The sequence below is a fragment of the Ruegeria sp. N4 genome, assembly GCF_056531425.1.
The window spans coordinates 921123-944653 of record NZ_JBQFLT010000001.1 but is presented as its reverse complement, the minus strand read 5'-3'; the positions used below and the strand labels follow the sequence as shown (position 1 = coordinate 944653).

The 23531-nt window shown below is 63.1% G+C and carries 21 protein-coding genes; 3 read left to right on the top strand and 18 right to left on the bottom strand.

Translation table 11 applies throughout. The annotated features are described in order from the left end of the window. Positions 1-210: 210 nt before the first annotated feature. Positions 211-681, top strand: a complete 471-nt coding sequence (locus ACR0LW_RS04720) for a rhodanese-like domain-containing protein (protein WP_170524806.1) — start codon at positions 211-213, stop codon at positions 679-681. After that, complete coding sequence (locus tag ACR0LW_RS04715) at positions 681-1505, top strand: alpha/beta fold hydrolase (protein ID WP_170524803.1); 825 nt, start codon at positions 681-683, stop codon at positions 1503-1505. The genes ACR0LW_RS04720 and ACR0LW_RS04715 overlap by 1 nt, the downstream gene beginning before the upstream one ends. Here the strand turns inward: ACR0LW_RS04715 and mdoH are convergent, their stop codons facing one another. From mdoH to cbiE, 13 genes are all read right to left on the bottom strand, one after another. After that, on the bottom strand, positions 1506-3374 hold the full coding sequence (gene mdoH / locus ACR0LW_RS04710) for a glucans biosynthesis glucosyltransferase MdoH (protein ID WP_480872261.1): 1869 nt from the start codon (positions 3372-3374) through the stop codon (positions 1506-1508). Continuing rightward, the gene (locus ACR0LW_RS04705) at positions 3371-4870 is read right to left on the bottom strand and encodes a glucan biosynthesis protein G (protein ID WP_170622067.1); all 1500 of its coding nucleotides are present in this window, start codon (positions 4868-4870) and stop codon (positions 3371-3373) included. The genes mdoH and ACR0LW_RS04705 overlap by 4 nt, the downstream gene beginning before the upstream one ends. Then, positions 4867-6084: an OpgC family protein gene (locus ACR0LW_RS04700; RefSeq protein ID WP_480881719.1), complete on the bottom strand. Its 1218-nt coding sequence runs from the start codon at positions 6082-6084 to the stop codon at positions 4867-4869. Before ACR0LW_RS04700 ends, ACR0LW_RS04705 begins: the two co-directional genes overlap by 4 nt. 28 nt (positions 6085-6112) lie before the next feature. Then, positions 6113-7483, bottom strand: a complete 1371-nt coding sequence (locus ACR0LW_RS04695; protein ID WP_170524795.1) for a tetratricopeptide repeat protein — start codon at positions 7481-7483, stop codon at positions 6113-6115. 179 nt (positions 7484-7662) lie between these two features. Beyond that, positions 7663-8847 (bottom strand): CaiB/BaiF CoA transferase family protein, encoded by a 1185-nt coding sequence (locus ACR0LW_RS04690; RefSeq protein WP_480881718.1) that lies wholly within the window; start codon positions 8845-8847, stop codon positions 7663-7665. Then, a complete protein-coding gene (locus ACR0LW_RS04685; protein ID WP_480881717.1) occupies positions 8834-10453 on the bottom strand; it encodes a thiamine pyrophosphate-binding protein in 1620 nt (539 codons plus the stop codon). The genes ACR0LW_RS04690 and ACR0LW_RS04685 overlap by 14 nt, the downstream gene beginning before the upstream one ends. A 79-nt stretch (positions 10454-10532) precedes the next feature. Further along, positions 10533-10991, bottom strand: a complete 459-nt coding sequence (locus tag ACR0LW_RS04680; RefSeq protein ID WP_170449407.1) for a DUF302 domain-containing protein — start codon at positions 10989-10991, stop codon at positions 10533-10535. An 82-nt stretch (positions 10992-11073) separates the two neighbouring features. After that, the gene (cobF, locus tag ACR0LW_RS04675; RefSeq protein ID WP_480881716.1) at positions 11074-11817 is read right to left on the bottom strand and encodes a precorrin-6A synthase (deacetylating); all 744 of its coding nucleotides are present in this window, start codon (positions 11815-11817) and stop codon (positions 11074-11076) included. Next, positions 11810-12538 carry a uroporphyrinogen-III C-methyltransferase gene (cobA, locus tag ACR0LW_RS04670; RefSeq protein ID WP_480881715.1) on the bottom strand — a complete coding sequence of 243 codons (729 nt, stop codon included), beginning with the start codon at positions 12536-12538 and terminating at the stop codon, positions 11810-11812. The genes cobF and cobA overlap by 8 nt, the downstream gene beginning before the upstream one ends. After that, positions 12535-13857 carry a cobyrinic acid a,c-diamide synthase CobB gene (locus ACR0LW_RS04665; RefSeq protein WP_480881757.1) on the bottom strand — a complete coding sequence of 441 codons (1323 nt, stop codon included), beginning with the start codon at positions 13855-13857 and terminating at the stop codon, positions 12535-12537. The genes cobA and ACR0LW_RS04665 overlap by 4 nt, the downstream gene beginning before the upstream one ends. Next, entirely contained in the window at positions 13844-14638 is a 795-nt protein-coding gene (gene cobM, locus ACR0LW_RS04660; RefSeq protein ID WP_480881714.1) for a precorrin-4 C(11)-methyltransferase, read from the bottom strand. The genes ACR0LW_RS04665 and cobM overlap by 14 nt, the downstream gene beginning before the upstream one ends. Beyond that, positions 14635-15003 (bottom strand): cobalamin biosynthesis protein, encoded by a 369-nt coding sequence (locus tag ACR0LW_RS04655; protein ID WP_480580525.1) that lies wholly within the window; start codon positions 15001-15003, stop codon positions 14635-14637. The genes cobM and ACR0LW_RS04655 overlap by 4 nt, the downstream gene beginning before the upstream one ends. Then, positions 15000-16199: a precorrin-6y C5,15-methyltransferase (decarboxylating) subunit CbiE gene (gene cbiE, locus ACR0LW_RS04650; RefSeq protein ID WP_480580527.1), complete on the bottom strand. Its 1200-nt coding sequence runs from the start codon at positions 16197-16199 to the stop codon at positions 15000-15002. Before cbiE ends, ACR0LW_RS04655 begins: the two co-directional genes overlap by 4 nt. Here cbiE and ACR0LW_RS04645 point away from each other — a divergent pair. Then, a complete protein-coding gene (locus tag ACR0LW_RS04645; protein WP_480580529.1) occupies positions 16198-16929 on the top strand; it encodes a cobalt-precorrin-6A reductase in 732 nt (243 codons plus the stop codon). The two genes, cbiE and ACR0LW_RS04645, sit on opposite strands and share 2 nt — an antisense overlap. Here ACR0LW_RS04645 and cobJ read toward each other — a convergent pair. Genes cobJ through cobN form a run of 5 tightly spaced genes read right to left on the bottom strand, consistent with a single transcriptional unit; the run spans position 16920 to position 23530 of the window. Next, the gene (gene cobJ, locus ACR0LW_RS04640) at positions 16920-17684 is read right to left on the bottom strand and encodes a precorrin-3B C(17)-methyltransferase (RefSeq protein WP_480580531.1); all 765 of its coding nucleotides are present in this window, start codon (positions 17682-17684) and stop codon (positions 16920-16922) included. The two genes, ACR0LW_RS04645 and cobJ, sit on opposite strands and share 10 nt — an antisense overlap. After that, positions 17681-18409: a precorrin-2 C(20)-methyltransferase gene (locus tag ACR0LW_RS04635; protein ID WP_480881713.1), complete on the bottom strand. Its 729-nt coding sequence runs from the start codon at positions 18407-18409 to the stop codon at positions 17681-17683. Before ACR0LW_RS04635 ends, cobJ begins: the two co-directional genes overlap by 4 nt. Next, entirely contained in the window at positions 18406-19035 is a 630-nt protein-coding gene (locus ACR0LW_RS04630) for a precorrin-8X methylmutase (RefSeq protein WP_480580533.1), read from the bottom strand. Before ACR0LW_RS04630 ends, ACR0LW_RS04635 begins: the two co-directional genes overlap by 4 nt. Next, a complete protein-coding gene (locus ACR0LW_RS04625; protein ID WP_480881712.1) occupies positions 19035-20156 on the bottom strand; it encodes a cobalamin biosynthesis protein CobG in 1122 nt (373 codons plus the stop codon). The genes ACR0LW_RS04630 and ACR0LW_RS04625 overlap by 1 nt, the downstream gene beginning before the upstream one ends. Beyond that, complete coding sequence (cobN, locus tag ACR0LW_RS04620) at positions 20153-23530, bottom strand: cobaltochelatase subunit CobN (protein WP_480881711.1); 3378 nt, start codon at positions 23528-23530, stop codon at positions 20153-20155. Before cobN ends, ACR0LW_RS04625 begins: the two co-directional genes overlap by 4 nt. Position 23531: the final 1 nt, after the last annotated feature.

Here is a 23531-nt window from a genome sequence, read left to right as displayed (position 1 = left end):
CCGGTCTGAGCGGTCAATATGATTGAATTGGTAAGGATAATTTATTGACTGTCCAAAAATTGCAAGGTTTCGAACGGCCTCAAAAGATGTATTCCGGATGTGATTAACCTGCGTAATAATGACGCGAACTTGAACGGGTGGCCGGTTTTCCGCGCAGCACCGGCCCCGCTGCTGTGTTAGAAAACACCCGTCAGCGCAGGAGGGCGCCGCATGGCAGACAGGACAAACCGGACCCGAAGGTGGGTTTTGCTGGGTGGTGGGGCCGCCATCGCAGCAGGGTTTGCGATACGGGAATATCGTCTGATCCCGCAGGATTATTCGGGCGGTCAGCTGGACGTATCTCAGGCGCATCAGCAGGCGGTTTCGGGCGATGTTCTGCTGGTGGATATCCGCACACCGCGCGAATGGCGCGCAACCGGCATCGGGCAGGGGGCGCAGCCGCTGGATATGCGGCGGGACGATTTTGTTCAGGCTTTGACGACGTTGACGGGCGGAGATCAATCCGCCCCCGTTGCCCTGATCTGCGCCCGCGGGGTCCGCTCAGCCCGGCTGAGCAACCAACTGACCGAGGCGGGGTTCACCAATATCATCGATGTGCCCGAAGGCATGCTGGGGTCTGCCGCCGGGCCGGGCTGGGTGCGCGCCGGGTTGCCGGTCGAAGCTTATACCGAGGGGACGTGATGGAAACGAAATACTGGCTGTCTTTTTGTTTGGCTTGCGCAGGAAGCTCGGCCCTTGCCGATTGTGGTCCGGATCAAGGGACCTGCCAGACGCCGTCGGGCGAATATCACATAGAATTGCCCAACGCCGAAAACCCGCCATTGGTGGTTTTCCTGCATGGCTATGGGGGCAGCGGTGCCGGAACCATGAGAAACCGCGCTATGGTGGACCCATTGCTAGAGCGTGGCTATGCCGTCATGGCTCCGGAAGCGCTGGAACGACCGGACAGGGGCGGCACCAAAAGCTGGAACTTCTATCCGGGCTTTGGGGATCGTGATGAAACCGCGTTTCTTAGCGAAACGGTCGAAGATGCGGCCGCGCGCTTTGGCATCGACAGTGAACGCGCGATACTTGGCGGGTTCTCGGCTGGTGGCTTCATGGTGAATTACCTGGCCTGCGCGGCACCCGATACATTCTCGGCCTATGTGCCCGTCTCGGGCGGGTTCTGGCGTCCGCATCCCGAAGCCTGCGAAGGGCCGGTTCGGATGTTCCACACCCATGGTTGGACCGACAATGTGGTCCCGTTAGAAGGGCGTCTGCTGGGCGGCGGGCGCTTTCATCAGGGCGATATCTTTGCGGGCCTCGAAATCTGGCGCATCGCCAACGAATGCGAGGATACGAAGCCCAGCGGGTTTTCGACCACCGGGCAATTCATGCGGCGCAACTGGATGGGATGCGCCGAAGGCAGTGCGCTGGAATTTGCGCTGTTTCCCGGCGGTCACAACGTGCCAAGTGGCTGGGCTGACATGATGCTGGACTGGTACGAGGGGTTGCCCGGCGGCTGATTACTCCGCCGGGGTCATTGTGCCTTTGCCTTCGATCAGCCGCTTCAATTCATCCCGGTGACGACGGGCCGAGCGGGTGATGGCCGGTTCGGCAAAATCCTCGCGCATGCCAACCATGCGGCGGGCGGTACCGGCGGACACGCCGCTGAGCGCAGACAGCGGGATCGCCAGTGCTAGGCTGATCGCAATCGGGGCCAGCCAGACCGAGACCAGACCGGCCAGAATACCAACGCTCAGCGCGATGCCGCTGATGGTTTCCAGCGTGTGGCACAGGATCAGGGTGCGCAAGGAATAGCTGCCGCCATCGCGTGCCTGTGGCGACCAGCCCCTTTGAATGCCCAAGGCGGTGCGGAACACGGCGATCATCTGCTGCACCATCAGGATCGGTGCGTAGAGGATCGACAAGATGACCTCGAACAGGAACGAGGTGAAGAACCGCCGCCAGCCGCCGAAATCGGAATAGCGCACACCGCTGAGGGGCAGGGCGGCCACACCCAGAACCTTGGGGGCCAGCAGCATGGCGTACATGACCAGAATGATCAGCACGTGGCGCGTCTCGGTCATTTCGGGCCATTGCGGGAACAGCGGATTATCGGGGCTGAAGTAATGCAGAACCGAGGCCTCTTCGCCCTGACCGATCAGCGCCCACATCAGCAGCAGCGCAAACCACAAAGGCGACATCAGATATCCAACCGCCCCATGGAACATGTGAAACCGCGAGACCGAGCGGAACCCGCGCGAGCCCAGAAGTTTCAGATGCTGCAGGTTGCCCTGACACCAGCGGCGATCCCGCATGGCGTGGTCGATGAGTGTGGGTGGGGTTTCTTCGTAAGACCCCCGGATGCGCGGCAGGAACCGCACAGCCCAACCGGCGCGGCGCAGCAGACCGGCCTCGACGAAATCGTGGCTCATGATCAGCTTTTCCTGCCCGGTCAAGGACCGCAGCTTGGGCAGACCGGCACATGTGGCGAAGGCCCTGGTGCGGATGATGGCGTTGTGGCCCCAATAATTGCCCTCTTGCCCGCACCAGCGGGCCAGACCTTCGGCAAAGGCGATGCCATAAACGCCATTGGCAAACTGCTGCATCCGGGCAAAGACCGACTGCGCGCCGATCAGTTGCGGGTAGCTTTGGATCAGGCCTGCGCCCGGGTCGCGCGCCAGCGAATCCGTCAGGCGGGCGATGGCGCGGCCGGTCATCAGGCTGTCGGCGTCCAGAACCAGCATCGCGTCCCAATCCGCGCCCCAGCGGCTGACCCAATCGGCGATATTGCCAACCTTGCGGTCCGTGTTCTGAGGACGGCGGCGGTAATAGAGCTTCAGGTCCGGGGCCAAGGTCGTGCGCAGCGCTTCGATACTGGCTTGCTCTTGCGCGGCGATATCCGGGTCGCGCGTGTCCGACAGGATGAACATCGCGTATTCATGCTGACCGCCCCGCGCGCGCAGTTCTTCCAGCATGGTGCGGGCATTGCCCAGCACGAACCACGGGACCTCATTATAGGTCGGCATCAACAGGGCCACGCGCAACGGTTGCGCGCGTTCCCGTCTGACCGGACGGTCCTGCCGGGACAGGGAAATCATGCCCAGAAGCACCGTGCAGACGGTGAAGGAAATCCAGAAGAAGTTGAACGAGATCAGTGCCAGCAGAATGCCTTCGACCAGATTGATCCCCTCGGCCCCGAACCAGTCGCTCATGACCCAGAGCAGGCCCAGCGTTGCCGCCATGGCGGGCGAAAAGGCCAGCGCGCGCCAGAACCCGGCGGATCGGCGTTTGCCCGACGGCACCCCGGCATCGCGGAACCCCGCGCGGAAATCCTGCGCGGGCATGGCCAAGGGCGCCTCGGGCGGCATGATATGCAGATCGCGGCTCATGTGGTCCAACGGTACAGCCAGACTTCGGAGGCCGGTTGCTTGCCCACCAGCAGCTGCGCGCGCAGTTCAACATAATCGCGGTCGCCGGGCTGGAACGAGAAGGCCAGACGCACACCGCCTGTGTCCGGGTTGCGTTGCAACACGCCGTCCGAGGTTTCGGCATGGGGCGAATTGGCAAAAATGCGAATGGCGTCCAGATCGTCGAACAACTCGCTGGGTTCGAAATCGATCACGGCCAGACGGCCTTCGCCAAAGGTATTCTCACCCATCGCCGTGTTGATGACACGCGGCATCGAGGTGCGCTGCGGCTCTTCACCCCAGATCAGGCGATAGCTGAGGTCCACCTGACTGCCTGCAGCATAGGGTTCCGCCGGACGCCAATAGGCAACGATGTTGTCATAGATTTCCTGATCGGCCGGAATCTCGACCAGTGTGACGGTGCCCTTGCCCCAGTCATCCCCCGGTTCGACCCACAGGCTGGGGCGCTTGTGATAATTCGCCTCAAGATCCGCATAGTCCGAGAATTCGCGCTTGCGCTGCATAAGACCAAACCCTTTGGGGTTGGTGTCCACGAAAGATGAGATTTGCAGGCGCGTCGGGTTGGCCAGAGGCCGCCAGATAACCTCACCCGCGCCATTGCGGATCAGCAGCCCGTCGCTGTCGTGCACGGCGGGGCGGAAATCGTCGAACCGGCTGTGGTTGGTCTGATCAAACAGGAACATCGAGGTTCCAGGCGCGATGCCGACGTGATCCAGCTCGGTGCGCGGGAACAGGGTGGCTTCGACATCCATGATGCAGTCGGCACCGGCGGTAACGTTGAAACGATAGGCCCCGGTCACGCTGGGGCTGTCCATCAACGCGTGGACCACCATGTTGCGCTGGCCCGGTTCCGGGCGTTCCAGCCAGAAGCGGATAAATTCCGGGAATTCCTCACCATCCGGATCGCCGGTTTTCAGCGCCAGACCGCGGGCGGACAGACCGTAAACCTCGTGCAGGCCGATGGCGCGGAAATAGCTGGCCCCCTGCCAGACGCAGAACTCATCTGTTTTGCCGGGGCGGTGCATTTCGGTGCGCAGGCGCAGGCCCGAGAAGCCCAGCGTGTCGTCGATAGGCAGGGTCGGAACCTCATCCGACTTGTCGAACATCGCAAGATCGAAGGCCACCGGTTTGGTCATGCCATTCTCCACCGTCGACACTTTGACCGTGCGCGGGAAGTACAGGCCCGGCGTGAAGAAATCGACGTTGAAGGGGGTCTCGGTCTCGTACCAAAGGGCGCGATCCAGACGGAACCGGATCGAGCGGTATTGCTGGTACGTCAGGTCCTGCCATTCCTGCGGCACCATCTCACGCTCGGCAAAGGGGCGGCTGGCCAGTTCACGGGCCAACTCGATCACATGATCGCGGTCAAATGGCACGTCTCCGCCCGAGGCAAAGGTGGCGGGCGCCAGAAACAGCGCGGAGGTTGAGGCCAGAAATGCGCGGCGCGTCAAAGTCATTTCTTAGATTTCCACGGATGAGATTTGAACCAGCCGGCCAGATAGGCCACTGCAATGATCATGGCAAAGCCAATCATGTTGGCGGCGAAAACGGTGGCACCATCCCGCCCAGCCTGATCCAGCGCAACGCCGATCAGACGGGCTGCCGCCATCGAGAAGACGAACACCGCAAGCGATTGCTGGCCGACCTTGGTCACCAGCTTCAGCACCACCTGCCAAACCCGTGCGCCGACACTGTGGCCCGAGGCGATCAGGCGGTGGCCATGCTCACCCGCGACGACCCAGCCCAGATAGGCCAGCGACAGGAAGTGGATGTAGCGGAACAGGCCAAACTCGGTCTTGCCGCGCAGTTCCTTGGTCAGGGGCCAGATCTCGTGGATTTCTTCGGCCAGGCCGGGGGCTGCAGATTGCACCCACAAGAACACTTTCCACGACCCGATAGGCGCGGACAGAACCAGAAACGCAATCGCCGCCCAGATCAGTGTTTTTGACACCGGCGGGGCAGGGATCCAGCCTCGCATGAAGGCAAAGCCGGTGAAGAACAGCAACTGCCAGCCGAACGGGTTGAAGAACCATTGCCGGTCCGACCAAGGCTCGGCCGGAAGGGCAAGCGCGCCGGTCTGAGCCACCAGCCAGATCGACACCGAAGCCAGCGCGACGGCCCAGAACCCGATGCGCGACAACGCCATGAACAGCGGCATCATCGCCAGCACGACCAGATACATCGGCAGGATGTCAAAGTAGTTGGGCACATAGGTCAGGGTGAAAATCCCGACCATCTGCGGCAGCGGATCGTTGAAGAAATGCTGCAGGTTCAGGGACGAGACGTAGTTCTTTGTAAACAGGCCGGAATTATCCAACGCCGCCATGGTCATGGCGACAAAGAAGAACAGACAGATATGCGCCCAATAGACCTGCCAGATGCGGAACGCCACGCGGGCGGTGCCCATCCACCAACCCTTGCGCAGAAACGCGCCGCCAAAGGCGATGGCCGAGGCCATGCCGGAACAGAACACAAAGATCTCGGTAGCGTCGGAAAACCCGAAGCGCGCCGGAATCCAGCTTGTCCAGGGGTTGCCGGGGATATGGGCAACCAGAATGATGAACATCGCGATGCCGCGATAGAAATCCAGTCGCGGGTCGCGCACGGTTGCCGGATCGGCCACCGGGGCCGCCACAGGCGCAAAATCAGAAGCGGGCGATGCAGTCGCCATACGTTTTCTGTCCTTCTTGGTCTTTTTGTTATTCGGCCGGGACGCTTTGAGCGTCTCCGCTGTCGCGGGCCGCGTCGATCAGGGCGCGGCGCGCAAGTGCGTAATTGTCCTCGCCCCCGGCACGTTTGGCGCGCCGGTCGTCCAGGATGCGCTCCACCGCGTCCAGACGCCCGGCGCGCAGGCCGGAATCGATTGTGATGCGCTCGAATACATCACGTTGTGCGTGGCTGCCACCTGCCATTTGCATGCCAGCGCGCGCGGTCGACAGGAAATCGAAGGCCGCGCCATAAAGCCCGTCGCCGAAGGCCTCCAGGCCCTTGGCCGCAGCAATGCCCGGATCGGACATGCGGATCGGGGTGTCCCCCTGATTGCGTTGCGCATCCTTCTGAATGCGCTGCAACATTTTGCCCGTCGCGTCCGCGCGGTTGTCACCGGTCAACGCCAGCAGGTAATGCAAGTCGGCAAAGATCAGGCAGCCATCCTCGGTCCGCGCGGCGCTGAGGTCGGCGAGTTCTTCCCAGCGGTTGCCGACATCGATGCCCTCAAGCTCCAACCGGGACAGCAGCGAGGTTGCGTTCGAGATATCGCGGTAATCGTCCGTCTTGTCCTTGCGGATATGCTGATCATACAGCGCCATCACCTGATCGACCTGACCCAGATCCAGATGCATCAACGCCTTGTGCCACCAGACGTGATAGCGGAAGTTGTTGCAATGCGCCCAGGCGTCCTCGCGCCCGGCAAGCCAATCCAGACCCAGTTGCGCGTTGCCCGTCATCTCGTGGACGTGAGCGACAGCATGCAGACCCCAGGCATCGTCTGACACCATCCACAGTGCCTGACGACCGGCAATCTCGGCCTTTTCATAGGCGCCAGTTTCTTCCAGCGCGAAGGAATGGCAGCCCAGCAAATAGCCGCGTCCGGCATGATCCGGCTCATAAGCGGGCAGAACCCGTTCAATCGACCGGCGCATTCCCGCCGAGTCGCCCAATACAAACCGCGTTGCATGGCTGAGTTTCATCGCCAGCGTGTCGGTAGGATGGGCGCACAGAACCTCTTCGAATTTCTGCACAGCTTGCGAGGGCAGGTCGGCCAGATAGAGCGACAAAGCGTCGACATACAGCTTCTCACGCGCCGACACGGTCTGGCGTGTCATTGCCGTGTTGGCTGCGGCCAAAGCCTCGGTCGCGACGGGCAACATCTCGCGCCGACCCAGCAGAACCATGAACAGACCCTTGATCGCATGACCCAATGCGAAATCCGGCTCAAGCTCGAGCACTTTGCCCAGATGCTGAGGGGTGATTGCCGCGTGCGCCATGAACCCAAGCAGAACACCATCCCACGCTTCGACGGCTGCCGGGTGGCTGAGGGTGTTCATTTGTCCAAAAACGTCTTGTTTCATACTTGGGTCCAATCTGATTGCGATATTTGACACTGTTCGATTTATCAGAGTGTGCGGGCGCGTCGTAACAGTATCGACCCTGCTCTCGAATTGGTGAAAAGCCGTGTGCGCAAAAATTGAAAAAAACCGCCGATTCAAGGGCATGTTTCAGCAACTTGCCGCCGAAATGGGCAAGTGTTTCAGTCTTCGAAGGGGTTTTCAGCGCCTAAAACTGCATCAGTATCCGCACCGAACGCCGGCGGGGCATGCCGATATGTTACAGGCGTGCGTGACAGGTTCAGGGGATTCCCGATCAGTTTCACCTCGGCAGGATCGGCCTGCATGGCGATCTGCATGCCACGGGCCGCCACCTGATCCGAGGCAAAAACCTGATCCAACGTCCGCACCGGGCCAACCGGCACTTTGCGGGTTTCAAGCTCGGAAATCACCGTGGCCGTTGCCTGGGATTTCATTGCCGGACGCAGCACCGCGTTCAGGGCATCGCGATGTTCAAGCCGCGCGGGGTTGGTTGCAAAACGCGGATCGTCGGCCAGTTCGGGATGCCCGATGAAATCGCAGAAGCGGCGGAACTGGCTGTCATTGCCAACTGCCAGAATCACGTGGCCATCGGAGGTTTCATAAACCTCGTAGGGCACGATATTGGGATGCCCGTTACCGCGCCGCTGGGGCACATCGCCCGAGGTCAGATAGTTCACGCCTTCATTGATCAACCAGGCCACCTGCGAATCCACCAGCGCCAGATCGATCTGCTGGCCTTCGCCGGTCAGATCGCGGTGACGCAGCGCCGCCAGAATGCCGACAGTCGCATACATGCCGCACATGACATCGGCGATGCCAACACCCACTTTCATCGGCGCGCCATCGGTATCGCCGGTCAGCGACATGATCCCACCATAGCCTTGCGCCATCAGGTCATAACCGGGCTTGCTGGAATTGGGTCCGGTCTGCCCGTATCCGGAGATTGAGCAATAGACGAGTCCCGGAAGATCCTGAGACAAGCTGTTGTAATCCAGCCCGTATTTCGCCAGCCCGCCGGGCTTGAAGTTCTCGATCAGAATATCGGCATGCGAGGCAAGGCGTTTGATTTCAGCCTGTCCCTCGGGCGTTGCGATGTCGATGGCAACGGATTTCTTGTTGCGGTTGGCCGACATGAAATAGGCGCTCAGGTCCGAGCGGTTGCCATCCCCATCCGCAACATACGGAGGGCCCCATTGCCGCGTATCGTCCCCGCCGGTCGCGGGGTTTTCGATCTTGATGACGGTTGCACCCAGATCGCCCAGCAATTGCGTGCAGGTCGGTCCGGCCAGAATGCGCGACAGGTCCAGAACCTTGACGCCCTTCAGCGGTCCTTCAGATGCGGCCATCATACCCTCCACGATCAATCTCGGCGGCGATCACAGTAAAGCGGTCGGCCTTCATCGCCTCGTTCAATGCTGCGCGCAGTTCTGCGCGGTTGCGCACGGTATGTCCATAGCCGCCAAAGGCGCGGCCCATCGCGGCAAAGTCGTGGCGGTCGAAATCAACGCCCCGGTTGCCCATCTGGCGCTGGCGCTGTTTCAACTCGATCAGGGCCAGCGAGGCATCGACAAAGACCAGAAAGATCGGGTTGCCCCCCATCTCGGCGGCGGTCGAAAGCTCTCCGGCGATCATCAGGAATCCGGCATCGCCCGAAAAGCTGATCACCGGGCGGTCAGGTTCGGCCAAGCTCAGGCCCATCGCCATCGGAAGGGCGCAACCCATTGTGCACAAAGCAGAAGACTGGATCAGCCCGCGCGGCTCTTGGCACTCCCACATCTGGCTCAGCAGGATACGGTGTGCGCCGCTATCGGCCGAAGCCAGCGTGTTTTCGGGCAGCACGGCGCGGGTTTCGGCGATCACACCCGCAGGGCCCCATTCGTCGTCCTGCGGGAAGGCTTGCGCCAGCGCGGCCTTGACCTGAGCGGGCTCTCCACCGGGCCACGTGGCGCGGGCCGGGTTGCCTTTGGCAATCGCCTCCAGCGTCTGGCCGGTATCGGCCACCAGATTCAGGCCGGCCTGATGCATGTAGTGATCGTTCACCACGGCCGAGATGTCGATGACGCGCTTTTCGTCCGGATCCCAGATCTCGCGCCAGCCGGGGCGCATTTCGATGGGGTCATAGCCAAGGCACAGAACCAGATCGGACTGTTCGATCAGCGGCACCAGATGTTTGTCGGCCAGAGGCGACAGCCCCGCGCCGCCCAGACACAAAGGGTGATCCTCGGGGATCACGCCCTTTGCCTTGTAAGTGGTGACAAAAGGAATGCTGAAATGTTCTAGAAACGCCTGAACCACACTGCGCGAGTCGTCATACAGCACATCCAGCCCGATGATCGCGACGGGACGTTCGGCCTCGGCCACCCAGCGGCGGGCCTTGGACAGGCAGTCGCCTTCCGGGGCTACAGCCGCCACCTTGGCCAGGCGGCGGCGTTTGGGCGAAGACATACGCGCATCCGCAACCGAGATTGGCACGTCGATATGGACCGGGCCGGGGCGGGGCTGATTGGCCAGAGAGACTGCCTTATCCGCAATGATATCCGCGCCTTCGGCGGTCATCACATAGGTGGCCTTGGTGATCGAGCGGTAGACCTGTGAATGGTCCATGACCTGATGGGTATAGGTCAGCGCCTCGTCTGCATCCACACAGCCGGTCAGCACGATCATCGGCACCCGGTCCTGAAACGCATTGGCCACCACGTTGATCCCGTTCATCGCACCCGGCCCGATGGTCGCAACCAGAATGGCGGGCGCGCCGTCGCGGTGATGCATGGCCTCGGCCATGAAGCCCGCGGCGTTTTCGTGCTTGGTCAGATGGAAGGTGATGCCCGCCTTTTCCAGCGCATCAACCAGCGTCAGAACCTCGCCGCCCGGCATCCCGAATGCGTGGCGGCAACCCGCCTCGTACAGCCGTTGGGCCAGAAGGTCCGCAGCGCGGGGGGACAGGTCCTGCATCAGTCATGCTCCGAATTAGCCAATGGGAAGCAAATGTCTGACATCCCTAACAGAGGCAAGCCGGATCACGCCAGTGTGACTATTTGACTGCGGAATCCGCGATGGATTGAAACTTTGCGTCCAATTCTTCGGCAATCGCAGACAGCGCCGCGCCGCCTTCGTCAGCGTAAGGCTGGAAGACAAAGCTGGGTGTTTTGTAAGACAAGGTCGCCGTGCCATCGTCATTTTCGGTGACGTAAAACCGGATCGGCGCTTCGATCATCGCAGCGGTCGAGGTTTCCAGAACGCGCACGGCAAAATCGTTGTTGAACACGCCGATCACGCGGTTGCCGGGGATGGTAATCCCACGCGCCGCAGCGGCCTTGGTCGGACCGGCCTGCGTGACCACGATCAGCCCATTGGCTTTCACTGCCGCTTTCGTGTCAGCGACCAACGCCTCATAGGATTTTTTGCTGTCAAACACGGCCCATCCGGGCAAAGGCTCATCCGCAAAGGCGGGCAGAGCCAGCAAACACGCAAACGCAACGACAGGTTTCATCGCAGGCCCTCCGTCAACTTGGCTGCCTGCTTGATGCCAGAATTCGCGTGTCGGCGCACTCACATTCTTGTGCCGTTACCTGTTAGTCAGCGCGTCGCTTCAACAGATAGATATCCATGATCCATCCATGTGCGGCCCGATGTCTGGCGCGATTGGCCAGAATCTCTTCTGCAACGTCGGCCAGCGGTCCGTGGATCAGGATCTCTTCCTTCATTCCGACATAGGCGCCCCACCAGATGTCATACTCGGCCATGTCCAGTGACTGGAACGAACACTCTCCATCCAGCATGACGGCGACATTCGACGCGCCAAGGGGCCAGCCCTCGTCCCGCAAGCGCCGCCCTGTCGTGACGACATAAGGCGCGCCGATCTCGTTGATCGGGATCGCATGGGCCGCCGTCAGCGCTTGCAACGCGGTGATGCCGGGGATCACCCGCTTGTTCGGCTGCGGATTCAGCCGGGCCGCGATGCGCAAAGAACTGTCATAAAGCGACGGGTCGCCCCAGATCAGCAGGGCAACCTTGCTGGCCGTCGAATGGGCCGAGATCACCTTTTGCCAGCGCAGGGCGATGGCGTCGTGCCACTCATCCACGCCTTGCAGATAACCGTCCTCGGACCGCCGTTTGGGAATGTCGAAATAGGCGATCTGCGGCGAGGTGTCAGTGACCGTGGCGATGATCTCTTCGCGCAACCCGGCCAGATCGGCCTTGTTCTCACCCTTGCGCGGGATCAGGATCAGATCGGCCTCGCGGATTGCCTCAATGCCTTGCCGGGTCACATGATCGGGGTTGCCGGTGCCGATCCCGATCAGGGTCAGATCATACATCATCCAACTCCGCCAATGGACCATAAAGGATCAGGGCAGGGGCCGTGCCGATTTCGGATTTCAGCGTGTCCGCAAGCGCCCCGATGGTGGATCGATGCAGCACCTGTTCTGGGGTCGACACGGATTCCGCCATCAGCGCGGGCGTGTCCAACGGCAGGCCATGTGCATGCAGCGCCTCGACCAGCAGGGGAAAGGTGCGCTTGCCCATGAACACAACCGTCGTGGCCATTCCATCGGCCAAAGCGGGCAGGTTCAGATCGTCCGGTAACTGCCCGCTGACATCATGGCCGGTGACAAATTGCACCCGCCGCGCCGTCAAGCGACGTGTCAGCGGGATACCAGCAGCGGCGGCTGCCGCGACAGCCGAGGGGATGCCCGGAATGACCTCGTACTCGATCCCGGCCTCGCGCAATGCCACCAGTTCCTCCTCCAGCCGCCCGAACAGCCCGCCATCGCCGGATTTCAACCGCACCACGCGCTGACCGGTCTGCGCATATTCGACCAGCAAGCGGCTCACATGATCCTGCTTGGGCGAGGGGCGTCCGGCGCGTTTGCCGACGCCGACCAGATCCGCATCCTCGCGCGCATGCGTCAAAATCGGCCCACTGCTCAGGTCATCGAACAGCACCGCGTCGGCCTTTTGCATCCGGTCCACGGCCTTGAGCGTCAACAGCTCCGGGTCGCCGGGGCCTGAGCCTACGAAAGAGACAAAACCGCTCATGCCGAGGCCTCGGCAATCAGGTGAAAGAACGTGCCGGTGACGTTGCCGCGCACCGATCCGGTTTGGGGGCCTTCGGTTCCCTCGGCATCAAACACCCGCGCCAAGGGGGCATCGGGCTGTTCGACAATCGAGGAATAGTGGAACTCATGCCCCCGCAGGGCTGTCCCTGCCGCAAGTCCCGGCATCGGGGCCAGAAGTTCAGCCCGGCGATAGCCCAGATTGAATTTGCGCTTTTCGTAAGATGTGACCAACCCAAGCAGCCCGGCCATCCTGTGCCGCGTACCGTCCTTGTCGATCAACCCTTCGCCCAACGCCATGTACCCGCCGCATTCGCCGTGAACCGGTTTGGTTTCCGCGTGGCGCCGCAGTCCGGTCAGGAAGGTATCAGCAGCAGCAAGCGTTCCTGCGTGCAATTCGGGGTATCCACCCGGCAACCAGACCAGATCGGCATCCGCCGCCGGGGCCTCATCCGCCAAAGGCGAGAAGGGCAGCACCTCGGCCCCGGCCCTGCGCCAGCCCTCCAGCAAATGTGGGTAGGTAAAGGAAAATGCCGCATCCTGTGCTAATGCAATCCGCTGGGCCGGGGGGCGCGGCAGCGCGGCTGACGATGGCCCAGCTGGGCCTGAGGAGGCCGCCCGCTTGATCGCTTCCAGATCTACATGCTCACGCAGGAAGGCCGCATATCCGGCGATGGCGCTTTCCAGATCGGGATGTTCGACGGCCTGGATCAGGCCCAGATGCCGTTCGGGCAGGGTCAGATCACCGCGTCTTGGTAGCACGCCCAGAACCGGCAGCCCCGCGCGTTCCATGCCCAAGCGGGTCAGACGCTCGTGGCGCGGGCTGGCACAGCGGTTCAGGATCACGCCGGCAAAGGGCAAGTCGGGGGTGTACATCTTGAACCCCAGCGCCGTCGCCGCCGCCGATTGCGCCTGTCCGCCCACATCCAGCACCAGCACCACCGGCCAGCCCATCCGCTGCGCTGTCTCGGCGCTGGACCCATGCCCCAGCTCTCCGGGCTTCGCGACGCCATCAAACAACCCCATCGAGCCTTCGGCGACCACAATATCCGCCCCGTCCGCCTGCGCAGAGATCGCGTTCAACAGCGGATCGCCCATCGCCCAACTGTCGAGGTTGAACGAGGCCCGCCCCGCCGCCGCCCGGTGAAAGGCCGGGTCGATATAGTCGGGGCCACTTTTGAACGGTTGAACGGTCAGGCCGTCCTCGGCCAACGCACGCAGAAGACCCAACATAACGGTGGTCTTACCGGTGCCGGAAGACGGGGCCGAGATCAGAATGCCCGGAGGATTAGTCATCACCATGGCTCCAGCTTGACCACGGGCTGTCCGCGCCTTGCGGGCGATACCGGCGGTCATAGGTCTTGGAATACAGGCAGCTTTCGTCGAACCCTTCGCCCGCCAGCGCTGGTCCGACCATGATCAGTGCAGTGCGCGAGATGCCCTCGTCCAGTGCATCTTTCAACGTTTCCAAGGTCGCGCGGATGATCCGCTCATCCGGCCAACTGGCGCGGTAAACAACGGCCACCGGGCAATCCGCGCCGTAGGCCGGGGTCACGTCAGCGATAACCTTGTCCAGATTGCCAATCGACAGGTGAACGGCCAGCGTGGCCCCTGTGCGGGCGAAGTTCTCCAACGTCTCACCTTCGGGCATCGAAGATGCACGGCCGGGCGTCCGGGTCAGAATCACCGATTGCGCGAGGCCGGGCAGGGTCAGTTCAGTGCCCAGAGCCGCCGCCGCCGCGGCAAAAGACGGCACGCCGGGCGTGACGCTGACCGGAATGCCCATCTCTTTCAACCGACGGATCTGTTCCCCCATCGCGGACCAGACCGACAGATCGCCTGAATGCAGCCGGGCCACGTCTTGCCCCGCTTTATGGGCCGCTTCAATCTCGGTCATGATCTGGTCCAGATCCATCGGCGCGGTATTCACGATCTTCGCGCCTTCGGGGCAATGGCTCAGGATCTCCTCCGGCACCAGCGAGCCAGCATAAAGGCACACCGGGCAAGAGGCGATGATATCGCGCCCGCGCAGGGTCAGCAGGTCGGCGGCACCCGGTCCGGCACCAATGAAATGAACGGTCATGTCTGTCCTCCGATGGCAATGGCGCAGGTGGCCAGCCGGTCGTCTGAGATGTGTCTGGGTGTAAGCAGCCGCGCGCCGAACCCGGCGGCAGCCAAAGCGGATGCTTCGGCCACGCTGCCGGTGCCATAGCTGGCGCGGCTGCGGGCTGAGCATGTCAGGGTGCGCTGTCCGACCAGGTCAGCGGGTGCAACAAGGTGCAAGGGCAGGTCAACGATTGCCGCAAAGGCGTCCAACGCGGCGTGGCCGTCCTTGTCCGCAACCGTCGCCAGCGCATCCACGGCATGGCCCGAGGACGCCTGATCGTAGGCCGCTTTCAGGCTGTCCACCGTGGCGGAGCTGGAAAAACCAAGACCGGCGACGATCATAGGGTCACGCTCCACTGCACCACAGGGTAGGCGGATTTCCATCCGCGCCGAGGGCCCAGAGCGCCCGCCTGCGCCAATTCAATCCGCAGCAAGTCGCCGCCAAGGGCCTCGTGCCATTGGGCAAGCAAAGCCTCGCTTTCCAGCGTCACGGCATTGGCGACCAGCCGCGTGCCCGGTTTCAGGTTGTCGCGCAGCCAGACCAGCAAGGCCTCGGACAGCCCGCCGCCAATAAAAACCACATCAGGCATGGCCAAGCCGGGCAGAGCGTCGGGCGCGGTGCCATGGACGACCTCCAGCCGATCCTGCCCCAAAGTGTCCGCGTTGCGCCTAATGCGGTCTGCACGCTCGGCCAGCGGCTCGATCGAGGTTGCGGTCAGGGTCGGGTCGCACATCAACCATTCGATGCTGATCGAACCGGTTCCGCCGCCGATGTCCCACAGATGCTCGCCCCGTTGCGGTGCCATCGCGGACAGGGTCAGCGCGCGGATGGGTCTTTTGGTGATCTGACCATCCGTTTCAAAGATGTCGTCCGGCTTGCCGGATGCTTTGGGGAACGCCAGTCCGGGGCCGGTGACCTCAAGCCCGACACAGACCGGGTGATCGAACGTGCCCAGCAAGGCTTCGGTCAGCGTAACGGTTTGCGTGTTTTCGCGTGGCCCGCCCAGGGATTGCATCACATGCAGCGCGCTGTCGGCGAAACCTGTTTCGGTCAGATAGGTGGCCAATTCAGCCACCGCCTTGCCATCGCGCAGCAGCAAAATGGCACGCAACCCCGCCGCCAGATGCGGTCTCAGCCGTGTCAGCGGCGCGGCGTGCAGCCCAAAGGTCAGCGTGCTTTCCAGCGGCCAGCCCAGCCGGGCGGCGGCCAGCGAAAAGGTGGATTGACCCGGCAGGGCAGTCCATTCGCCCGCGTCAAAGGTTCTGGCAATGACCGAGCCCGCACCGAACCAGAACGGATCGCCCGACGCCAGCACAACCGTTGGCTGCCCGCGCAGTCCCGTCAGTATCGGGATGCCATCGGCAAACGGCACGGGCCATTCGATCCGTCCAGCCTGTGTTTCGGGGATCAGCGACAGATGACGGGGCGGGCCCATGACGACCTCGGCCCGATCCAGCACTTGACGACTTGCGGGCGGCAGGCCATCCAGTCCATCTTCGCCCAGCCCCAGAATGGTCAGCCACGGAGCCTTATTCATGCCCAACCTCCTGCTTCTTGGCGGCACGACCGAAGCCAATGCGCTGGCCCGCAGCCTTGCCGAAAGGGGGGTGAGCGCAATCTACTCTTACGCCGGGCGTGTGGACAATCCTCGCCCGCAACCTTTGCCGGTGCGCGTCGGCGGGTTCGGAGGGGCCGACGGACTGCACAGCTATATCTGCGACAACGCGATCACGCATGTCGTGGACGCAACGCATCCCTTTGCCGCGCAGATGAGCCGGAATGCCATCGCCGCCTGCGAAGCCGCAGGTGTTCCGCTGGTTTCGTTGACCCGACCGGCCTGGGTTCCGCAGCACGAAGACCGCTGGCAGCATGTTCCGGACATTCCGGCGGCTGTTGCTGCGCTTGAAGGCCCCGCTCGGCGCGTCTTTCTGGCTGTGGGCCGGATGCACCTGCAGGATTTCGCTGCCCAACCCCACCATGACTATTTGCTGCGGCTGGTTGACGAACCTGACAATGTGCCGCTGCCTAACGCCGATATTGTTGTCTCGCGCGGGCCGTTCACGGTTGAGGGCGACCTTGCGCTGATGAAACGCCACGCCACCGAACTGGTGATTTCGAAAAACGCAGGCGGCACCGGCGCGCGCGCCAAGCTGGACGCCGCGCGGGCGCTGGGCGTGCCAGTCCTGATGATCGACCGGCCCAGCCTGCCGCCCCGGCAGGAACTGTCCTCGGTCGTGCAAGTTCTGGACTGGCTGGCTCATCCCTGACCCTCGGCCAGAGTGAACCTTGGCGTGTAGACAATCGGCGCGCCGTCGCGTTCGATCACGCGCGTCAGAGAGGATCCGACAATCACAACCGTCTGCATGTCGGCCATATCCGGTGTCGCCTCGGCCAGCGTTGAGATTCGGATTGCTTCATCTGCCCGGGTCACGGCCCGTGCGAACAGGATCAACCGTTCTGGCTCACATTCTTCCCGCAGGATTTCCAGCGTTTTTACAAAACCTTCCGGGCGGGACTTTGAGCGCGGATTATAGAACGCCATGGCGAAATCGCCCTGTGCCGCAAGGCGCAGGCGCTTTTCGATCAGGGACCATGGCTTGAGGTTGTCGCTCAGGTTAATGGCGCAAAAGTCATGGCCCAAAGGCGCACCCGCACGGGCCGAGGCGGCCAGCATCGCGGTGATGCCGGGCAGTACGTCTACCGGAATATCACGCCATTCACGCGGCCCGTTTTCCATCGCCTCGAACACTGCCGCCGCCATGGCAAACACGCCCGGATCACCCGACGAAACCACGACCACGCGCTTCCCTTCTGCCGCCATTTGCAACGCATGTTGGGACCGGTCGATTTCGACACGGTTGTCGCTGGCATGCAGGGTCAAGCCCTCACGGTCGGCAACGCGGGCGACATAGGGAATGTAGCCGACAACATCAGTGGCCTTGGCCAGCGCTGTGGATACTTCGGGCGTCACCAGTTGTTCATCACCAGGGCCCAGCCCGGCGATCTTGACCCATCCGCTCATGGTCGCCGTCCTTGGCCATGCACGATGATAATCGAGAAATAAGGGGTAATGCCGTCCCCGTCCTCGGACAGCTTCCGCACCCGTTGATTGGGCATCTGCGCAAACTCGACGATCCAGGCCCGGTCAAAAAGACCCGCTGTCTTCAACGCCCGTTTGACCTTGTCGATATTGCGCCCGATCTTCATCACAACCAACGCATCGGTTTGCGCCATACGTCGCGCCAGATCATCTTCGGGCAAGGTTCCGACCAGCACGGTCAGCACATCATCGCCCCATGTGATCGGGTCGCCCGTTGCCGTCCACGCGCCGGACATGCCAGTGATTGCAGGCACCACATCTACATCAGCTTCATCGCGTAAGCGGCTGTAAAGATGCATGAATGACCCGTAGAAGAACGGATCACCCTCACACAGAACAACAACGTCCTCGCCTTTGTCGGCCAGCGTTTTCAGATGCCGTGCGCAATCTTCGTAGAAAGCGGCGAGCAATTCGTTATAGCGCGGGTCTGTCACGGGAATTTCCGTGGTAACAGGGTATTCCATCGGGAATTCCACCGCGTCTCCGGGGATCATGCCGTTGACGATCTTGCGCGCCTGACCGCTGCGGCCTGGCTTGCGGAAAAACGCCACGTGGCGGGCATTGCGCAGCAGCCGGTCGGCCCGGACGCTCATCAGATCCGGGTCGCCGGGGCCGAGGCCCACGCCGTATATCTTGCCCGTGCTCATTCGGCGCGGCTCGCGATGGCGTTGATTGCGGCCACGGTGATCGCGCTGCCGCCCAGACGGCCCTTGACGATGCAGGACGGCACCGGCTGCGCCTCCCACAAGGCGTCCTTGGATTCCATCGCGCCGACGAAACCCACCGGGCAGCCGATGATGGCGGCGGGGCGCGGGCAGTCGGGGTCTTCCAGCATGTTCAGCAGGTGGAACAGGGCGGTCGGCGCGTTTCCGATGGCGACCAGAGCGCCCTCCAGATGCGGCCGCCACAGCTCCAGCGCAGCGGCGGAGCGGGTGTTGCTCATCTCAGCCGCCAGCGGGCGCACGCGGTCGTCATGCAGGGTGCAGATCACCTCATTGTCGGAGGGCAGGCGGAAGCGGGTCACACCTTCGCTGACCATCCGCGCGTCGCACAGGATCGGCGCACCATTTTCCAGCGCGGTGCGGGCGGCGGTCACGAAACCGGGCGAGAAATGCACGAACTCTTCCAGCCCAACCATACCTGCGGCGTGGATCATGCGGACGGCGACCTGCTCCTCGTCGGTATCAAAACGGGCCAGATCGGCCTCGGACCGGATGGTGGCAAAGCTCTCCTTGTAGATCGCCGCGCCGTCGGTTTCGTATTCATAGGGCATCAGGTCAGGTCCATGGTCAAAAGTGTTTCGGGGCTGAGCCCGCGCTGACAGGGCTCATCCCCTGCGCGGCCCCGTTTGACAAGATCAAATCGTCCGTTCTGGCCGACCAAAGTGACGTCGGCAGGGGCCATGCGGGCGCATCCCTTGGCGCAGCCCGAGACATGTAGGCTGCCGGGAACGCGCGCAGCCAGGGCGCGGGCGATATCGCGGGTTTCCACTTGCGCTTGCGGGCAAAATGGCGCGCCGGGGCAGGCGTCGGTGGTCATCAGCGGGTCGGTGCCATTTGTTACAAAGTCCGGGGCAGGTATCGCCGCCCCGCCTTCCAGCAGGATCAGCCGCCACGGGGTGACACGCAGGGCTGTTGCGCCGCTATCGTCAATCAGATCATAAAGCTTGCGGGCCGGCAGCGACCCAAAAGCTGCGCCATACAGCGCACCCAGTTCACAGGGGCCGGGGTGCAGTTTTTCACCGACCGGGCCGGGTGCGTGTCCCTGCCATTCCTGCGGCAGCGCGTCGATGACCCGTGCCATGCGGCGCGTCTCGGGCGTATATGTTTCTGCAAACCACCGTGCCAAAGCGATGACATGGTCAATGGCATCGGCCTCGGCCACAGGTCGCCCGGTCTCGCAGCCGTCGGCGCGCAGGATCAAACCGTCAACGCCGGTTTCCAGACGAATATCCGCCGAATCCGCGCTCAGCAGTCGCGCGGGTCCGGTGTCGATGGCAAAACCGAACTTTGCGGGCAGGGCAGGCAGTTCTGCCAGCCGGTCAATCAATTCCTGCGTCAGCTGCGCGGTCAGATCACCCGCCTGATACAGCGGTGTGACCAGAATATTGCGCCGCACCTCGATGCCCGGTTCGGCATCCAGCAGGTCCAGCGCCGCCAGTTCCTTGAGCAGCGGCTGGTGGTCATAGTCCTCGACCCCCCGCAGTTGCAGATTGGCGCGGTTGGTCAGGTCGATGGTGCCATTTCCAAACCGATCTGCAAGGTCGCACAGACCCAGCGCCTGATCGACCGTCAGACGCGCCAGCCGGGGCCGTACCCGCACCACCAGACCGTCGCCCGACATCATCGGGCGGTGCGCGCCCGGGCACCAACCTTGAACGATTGGGGCGCTCATCCCAGTCCCTCCAAATCCGCGCGGATCGAGTTCCGGCGGGTGTTCCAAAGCCCCGCCTCCAAAAGGGCGCGGAACCGGTCCTGCATGGCCTGATGCGCCTGCGGGTTGGCCTCGGCCAGAAAGGCATCGACCTCGGCGTCTCCCAGCGTCGCGTCGTGATACAGATCGAACAGATGCGGCGCGACCGTGCCCGACAGATGCGCGAAGGACGCCATGTGATCCAATGTCGCCGCGATCTCGGCAGCGCCCCGGAACCCGTGCCGCTGCATTCCGGCGATCCAAGCAGGGTTGGCGGCGCGGGCATGGACAACGCGGCTTATCTCTTCGGGCAGGGTGCGCGCGCGAGGATTTTCAGGGTTGGTATTGTCCAGATGGTACAGCTGCGCCTCGCCGCCCGTCACCTTTTTGGCCGCCGCAAATCCGGCCTCGTGCGTGGCGTAATCGTTGGCCAGCAGCAGGTCGGTCTCGGTCAGGTCTTGCAGGTGGACAAAGCTGTCAGCATTGGCGACCTGCCGAGTGATGCCGTCGATATCCTGCGCGATATGCTCACCTTCCAGCGCATAGGAACTGGCCTGCAGCCATGCTTCACCCGCCTGCGCGCGGGCCTCATCCGTGTAAATTTCAGACAATTGCGTCATGTTCACGCCATAGCTGCCCGGCGCGGGGCCAAACACCCGCGCAGCCGGGGCCTGCCCGGCATAGGGGTTCCAGTCCGGTGCCTCATCCCGGTCGGCCAGTGCCCGCACCGCTTGACCATAAAGCGCCGAAAGCGTCGGGAACACATCGCGAAACAGGCCTGAGACGCGCAGGGTCACGTCCAGACGCGGACGGCTGAGGTCGGTGATCGGCAGAACTTCGATGCCCGACACGCGCTCGGACCCCTTGTCCCAGACCGGCTTGACGCCCAGCAGGTGCAGCGCCATGGCGAACTCTTCCCCGGCGGTGCGCATGGTGGCCGAACCCCAGAGATCGACGATCAGCCCCTTGGGGTAATCGCCCTCTTCCTGCAAGTGCCGCCGCACCAGTTCCTCGGCCAGTTTCACGCCCTGTGTATAGGCCGCGCGGGTGGGCACGGACCGTGGATCGGTGGTGTAGAGGTTGCGCCCAGTAGGCAGCACATCCGACCGGCCGCGATAAGGGGAACCCGAAGGGCCAGCTTCGATCCGTTTGCCCGCCAGCGCATCCAGCAAAGCGGTGCGTTCTGCATGGGCCGAGGGCGCGGGGTCGAAATTGCCGCTCACGTCGGGCACCCGGCCAAAGATATGCAGCCCGTCGCCGAACTGGCTTTCCTTGATGTCGCAGACAAAACGGTCGATGCGGGTGATCGCCTCGGCGGTGCAGGTGGCCTGATCGAGGCCGAGGTCGCTTTCCAGCCCGATGGCCTGCGCCTCATCCCGGATATCCTCTTGCAGGCGGTCGCGGCGCTTGGGGTCCAGCCCGTCGGCGTTCGAGAACTCGTCCAGCAGCGATTCCAGCCGCACCATCCGATCCGGCGTGCCGCTTTCCTTCATGGCGGGCGGGATATGGCCCAGCGTGACGGCCCCGATCCGGCGTTTGGCCTGCGCGGCCTCGCCGGGGTCGTTGACAATGAACGGGTAGATCACCGGCAGATCGCGGATCAGCGCCTCGGGCCAGCAGCCCGAGGACAGGGCGACGGATTTGCCGGGCAGCCATTCCAGCGTGCCATGCGCGCCGACATGGATCAGCGCATCCGCACCCAGCCCTTTGCGCAGCCACAGGTAAAACGCCACATAGCCATGGCGCGGGGTGCGCGAGAGGTCGTGGTAATCGTCATCGCGCAGCTCGGGCGTGCCGCGTTCCGGTTGCAGCGCGATCAGGGCCTTGCCACGGCGCAGGGCGGTGAAATGGAAGGCTTGGTCGGTACAGGCCGGGTCATCCTCGGGCTTGCCCCAGACGGTTTGCAGATCGCTGCGCAGGGTTTCGGGCAATTCGGCCAATGCGGTTAGGTAATCCGTCAGCGGCCATGAAATCCGGGCATCAGGCAGTTCGGATACGAAGTCTTCACCTGTTTCCCGGGGCGGCAGCCCCGGATCGCGCCCGACCCGCCCCCCAGGGCGGGCGCGATTGCGCCCACCCTCGGGCCGGTCGCGATCCTCAGTGCTGTATCCCTGCGTTTGTAGGTCATCCAAGATAGCCTCAGCCGAGGCCAGCGCGTCGAGGCCCACCGCGTGGGCCATCTGCCAGTCCTTGCCGGGATAGGTGGACAGAACCAGAGCAGGAATCTGATCGGCTTTGGGTTTGTCGTGCAGGGCCAGCCAGCCGGATACACGGTCGATGATCGCTTCGATCCGCTCGGGCTCGGCCCGGTGGGCGAAACGGGAATATTCCAGATGCGGGTCGCGCTTGCCCGGTTCCTTGAACGAGGCAATGCCTGCTGAGATCCGCCCGTCCACCTCGGGCAGTACCACGTGCATGGCGAGGTCGGCGGGGGACAGCCCGCGTTCCGCCTCGGCCCATGCCTTGCGGCGCGAGGTGGCCAGCGCCACCTGAAATACCGGCACGTTGGCGGCGTCCAGAGGCGAGGTGCCCGACGCGCCTTTGCCCGAGAATGAGGTGGCGTTGATGATGGCCGACGGGGCCAGCGCCACGACCTGCTCACGCAGCCAATCCGCCGCTGCGGGGGCTTTCAGCGATGGGGCGAACAGGCCCACTGCCTCGAATCCACGCGTGCGGAGGCTGCGGATCAGGGCCGCGACCGGGGCGGTGTCGGCTGAGGTCAGATAGGCCCGGTAGAAGGTGACAAGGATGCGTTTCGCGTCACCCGTGAATGCCGTATCCACCGGGATCACGCCGCGGTCCGGGCACCACGCGCCGCATTCGGGCAGCGTCTTGGCCCCCATCACCGGCCCGGCATAAAGCCCCGCCGCCAGCGCCATCTGCGCCAGGGCGGCCTGCGCCGCCACCTCTCCGCCGGTGTCGCACAGATGCGCCAGCCGCCGCAGGGTCGAGACGGGCAGGGTGGAATAGTCATCCAGCCGCGTATCCTCGCGCCCATCCGCAGGCAGCACCGCCAGCGCAATGCCTTTGGTCTGCGCCAGTGCCAGAACCTGTTGCAAGCCATAGGACCAGTAAGGCACACCACCGATCAGGCGGATCAGGATACCCTTCGCGCCTTCCAGCGTTTGCTCCACGTAAGTGTCAACCGACAGAGGATGCTTCAGCGCCGTCAGGTTCGCCAGCCGCATCGTCGGCATCCGCCCCTCGGGGCCGCCACCGCGATGCCAGCCCGCCGCGAAAGCGCCAAGGTCGCTGTCCGAGAAGGACAGCACCACCAGATCCGCCGGGCTCTGGCCCAGATCGGTCGGGGTCTCGGTTTCCTCTAACCCGTGGCTTTCGCGGAAGACGACGTGCATG